The organism is Corallococcus sp. AB030, assembly GCF_003668965.1.
Classification (GTDB): Bacteria; Myxococcota; Myxococcia; order Myxococcales; family Myxococcaceae; genus Corallococcus; species Corallococcus exiguus.
In genome coordinates this window covers 1-3,967 of the sequence record NZ_RAWQ01000380.1, presented here as the reverse complement: position 1 = coordinate 3,967, position 3,967 = coordinate 1, and the positions used below count along the sequence as shown (strand labels likewise).

Genomic DNA, 3,967 nt, shown 5'->3' with positions numbered 1-3,967 from the left:
CCGAGCAGAAGGGCTTCCTGCAGGCGCAGAAGCAGGTTCAGCTCGAGTCCCAGATCATGAGCACCATCACGAACCTCATGAAGAAGATGGACGACATGGCGATGGCCGCCGTGAACAACCTGAAGTAGTCCTTCGCAGGTTGTTGGTTTCGCTCCGGCCCCGTGCTGGTGCCCTTCCAGGGTACCGGTTCGGGGCTGGTGGCGTTTCCGGGCTCCTTCCCCGGGCCGTCGCCGCTGGAAAGGATCCGGAAACTTCCACTAGGCTCACGTCGATAACCCTGGAAACGCAGTACTTAGAGACGAGGTTTGGATCATGGGCTCCACCCCGATTAACGGTTCCGCTCCCCGCGTCGGAATCTCGACCACCTCCGCCGCGCCGGCGACCGGCTCGCAGGCTCTCGTGAAGCAGGAGAACCTGCTCCGCTCCATGACGGATTCGCTCGCCAAGGGCCTCCAGGCGCTCCAGGCGAAGAGCGCCCCGGCGGCGGGTGCCGCTGGCCAGACCCAGTCTGCCGGCCAGAGCCAGAAGTCGGCGCAGGGCGACAAGCCCACCGCCGAGCAGGCCATCCAGGGCCTGGCGGAGAAGTACAAGGACTACGTGGGCAGCCTGGGTGAGAAGGCCGGGACCCGCGCGCTGGACAAGGCGCAGAAGACGGTCGCGGACTTCATCGCGAAGAACCCGAACGCCTCCGCCGAGGAGATCAACAAGGAGGCCGAGAAGGCCTTCAACAAGGAGACCAGCTCCGAGTACATCTTCAAGAGCGTCATCGAGAAGTCGATGAGCGACACGATGGCGAAGGTCCAGGAGCGGATCGACGAGGCGGGGTGAGGTCAGCCCTCGCTGAGAAGGGGACCCCGTCTGGAACTGGCGGGGCCCCCGGGCTAGAGTCCCCCGCCGCTGCTGTCCCCGCCCCGGTGAACGCGCCGATGACGACTGAATCCAAGGCCACGGTGTCGAACGACAACGAGAAGCCCCTGTCCGGACCGGAGATGCTCGAGCGGGCCACGGAGGGTTTCAACCTCTTCCAGGACGGGAACTTCAACGAGTCGCTGGCCGTCTTCGAGAAGCTTTCGGTCATGGACCCGAGTGAGGCCTACTTCCAGACCGCTCTGGGCGCCTGCCACCTGGCGCTGGAGGACCTGGACGCCGCCGTGGCGTGCTTCAACCGCGCCATCGAACTGGATCCCGCTGACATCACCCCCTTCGTCAACCGGGGCGAGGCGTTCCTCCGTCAGGGCCGGACGACGGAAGCGGCCCGTGACTTCCAGCATGCCGTGTCGCTGGACCCCGATGACAAGGACCCCCTGAGCCGTCGTGCGCGCATGCTCGCCGCCGCGGCCCTGGAGAGCTCGGACGAGGCTTCGGAATCCGAAGCCCCCGAGGACCACTCGTAGGTTGACCGCAGGCTCCCTCGCCGGACAGGTGAGGGATGGCCCCCCCTTGGGCTCGGGGGCGCGCACGGATTAGGATGGCCCCGCCGATGGCCAACGCCGATCCGAACAGCTTCCTGAACAAGTACTCCGACATCGTCCTGGCCGTGGTCGTCGTGGCCATCGTCGCGATGATGATCGTCCCGCTGCCGACGATCATCCTGGACGTGTTGCTGACGATGAACATCAGCATCTCGGTGATCCTGCTCCTCATCTCCCTCTACGTGCCCAGCCCGCTGTACCTGTCGTCGTTCCCGACGCTCCTGCTGATCACGACGATGTTCCGCCTGTCGCTGACCATCTCCACCACGCGACTCATCCTGCTCACCGGCGACCCGGGCGAAGTGGTGGTGGCGTTCGGTAACTTCGTGGTGCAGGGCAACTTCGTCGTCGGCGCCATCCTCTTCCTCATCCTGGTGGTGGTGAACTTCATCGTCATCTCCAAGGGCTCGGAGCGCGTCGCGGAAGTGGCCGCGCGCTTCACCCTGGACGCGATGCCCGGCAAGCAGATGTCCATCGACGCGGACCTGCGCGCGGGTGTGATTGATCAGGATCAGATGAAGAAGAAGCGCCGCGACCTGGAGCGTGAGAGCCAGCTCTTCGGCGCCATGGACGGCGCGATGAAGTTCGTGAAGGGCGACGCCATCGCGTCCATCATCATCACGGTCATCAACATCGTGGGCGGTCTCATCATCGGCGTGACGCAGAAGGGGATGTCCGCCGGTGACGCCGCGCAGAAGTACACGCTGCTCACCATCGGTGACGGTCTGGTCGGCATGATCCCCGCCATCCTCATCTCCACCTGCGCCGGCATCCTGGTGACGCGCGTGGGCGGCGAGGAAGAGGGCGCGCACCTGGGCAAGGACGTGGGCACGCAGCTCACCGCCTTCCCGAAGGCCATCGCCATCGCGGCGGCCATGCTCGTGGGCCTGGGCCTCATCCCCGGCCTCCCCAAGATTCCCTTCTTCCTGCTGGGCGCGGGCGCGGGCTTCGGCGCCTGGTCGATGATGCGCAAGCGCGACGAGGCGATGGCCGCCGAGGAAGCCGGCCCCGCGATGGAGTCCAGCTTCGGCACGCCCGTGTCCGCCGAGCCTCCGCCCAAGGAGCAGCTCAACCCGGACTCGGAGCTGTTCATCCCCGTCGTCACGCCCATCGTGCTGGAGGTGTCCGACGCGCTGGTGCCCTTCGTGGACTCGCGGCAGGACGGCGGCAAGTTCCTCTTCGAGCTCATCCCGTTCATGCGCGACGGCCTCTTCGTGGAGCTGGGTGTGCGCTTCCCCGGCGTGCGCGCGCGCGGCAACGGCGGCCTGCCGCCCGGGGCCTACCAGATCCAAATCAACGAAGTGCCCGTCGTCACCGGCCAGGCCACCCTGGGCCACATCCTGGTGAACGACACGGTGGAGCGCCTCAAGCTGATGAACATCCCCGGCTTCGAGGCCATCAACCCCGCGACGCGCCAGGCGGCCGCGTGGGTGCCCGAGCAGTTCCGGGAGATGCTCGAGTCCGCGGGCCTCACCACCTGGGACGTGCCCGGCTACATCATCCTGCACACCGCCGCAGTGCTCCGGAAGAACGCCCGCGAGTTCGTGGGCGTGCAGGAGACGCAGACGATGCTGGAGCAGCTGGAGAAGGCGTTCCCGGCCATCGTCAAGGAAGTGGTCCCGAAGATCGTCAACGTGCTGAAGCTCACGGACATCCTCGGGCGCCTGGTGGAGGAGGAGCTCTCCATCCGCGACCTGCGCGGCATCCTCCAGGCCCTGTCCGAGTACGGGCAGGTGGAGGCCGACAACGTCATGCTCACCGAGCATGTCCGCGCCTCGCTGCGCCGCTACATCTCCCACAAGTACGCGCGCGGCACCGGCACGCTGGTGGTGTACCTGCTCGACCCGAACATCGAGGAGGCCATCCGCAGCTCCATCAAGCGCACCTCCGCGGGCGCGCACCTGGCGCTGGAGCCGGAGATTGCCCAGGAGATTGTCGGCGCGGTGCGCTCGGAATGCGGCCACCTGCCGCCCAGCGCCCAGCGCCCCGTCATCCTCACGGCGATGGACATCCGCCGCTACGTGCGCAAGCTGCTGGAGTACGAGTTCAACCCCTCGTTCTCCATCCTCAGCTACCAGGAGCTGTCCCCGGACCTGAACATCCAGCCGGTGGCGCGCATCTCCTCCGGCCGGTAGTGGCCGGGAGCGTGTGAAAGAACCAAGGCCTCCGCTGCTTCAGCGGGGGCCTTGTCGTTTCCGGGGGAAGGAAGGGAAGGGCGGCCGCCGTGGCGCGAAGGGCGCGGCTCAGGCGCCCGCGAGCACGGCGATCATCAGCACCAGGAAGCTCAGCCCCACCACGCCCATGACGATGAGCGGGACGAGCTTCTTCTTGTCCGCCAGCGCGGACACGGCCGCCGGGGCGGGCTCGGGCTCCGGCTCCGGCATGGGCATCTCCTCGCCACCGTCGGGCTGCGGCTCCTCGGAGGACGCGGACCCATCCTCGGAAGACGGCTGCTCCTCCGGTGGCGCGGGGGCGGGCTCGGGCTCAGGCTCGGG

Annotated in this window: 3 protein-coding genes and 1 pseudogene; 3 read left to right on the top strand and 1 reads right to left on the bottom strand. The window is 67.2% G+C overall.

What is annotated here, in order from left to right:
* Positions 1 to 426 precede the first annotated feature (426 nt).
* From D7Y15_RS42595 to sctV, 3 genes are all read left to right on the top strand, one after another.
* Positions 427 to 828 carry a hypothetical protein gene (locus D7Y15_RS42595; RefSeq protein ID WP_126936456.1) on the top strand — a complete coding sequence of 134 codons (402 nt, stop codon included), beginning with the start codon at positions 427 to 429 and terminating at the stop codon, positions 826 to 828.
* Between the two features lie 98 nt (positions 829 to 926).
* On the top strand, positions 927 to 1,394 hold the full coding sequence (locus D7Y15_RS42590; protein ID WP_120580924.1) for a tetratricopeptide repeat protein: 468 nt from the start codon (positions 927 to 929) through the stop codon (positions 1,392 to 1,394).
* A gap of 86 nt (positions 1,395 to 1,480) precedes the next feature.
* Positions 1,481 to 3,607 carry a type III secretion system export apparatus subunit SctV gene (sctV, locus tag D7Y15_RS42585; protein WP_120580923.1) on the top strand — a complete coding sequence of 709 codons (2,127 nt, stop codon included), beginning with the start codon at positions 1,481 to 1,483 and terminating at the stop codon, positions 3,605 to 3,607.
* Positions 3,608 to 3,715: 108 nt separating this feature from the next.
* Here the strand turns inward: sctV and D7Y15_RS42580 are convergent.
* Positions 3,716 to 3,967 (bottom strand): annotated as a pseudogene (locus tag D7Y15_RS42580) (FHA domain-containing protein); the annotation flags it as partial.

Excerpts from the sequence above, each read along its gene's own strand:
- D7Y15_RS42595 (WP_126936456.1), top strand. The coding sequence starts at position 427 with ATGACGGATTCGCTCGCCAAGGGCCTCCAGGCGCTCCAGGCGAAGAGC.
- D7Y15_RS42590 (WP_120580924.1), top strand. The coding sequence starts at position 927 with ATGACGACTGAATCCAAGGCCACGGTGTCGAACGACAACGAGAAGCCC.
- sctV (WP_120580923.1), top strand. The coding sequence starts at position 1,481 with ATGGCCAACGCCGATCCGAACAGCTTCCTGAACAAGTACTCCGACATC.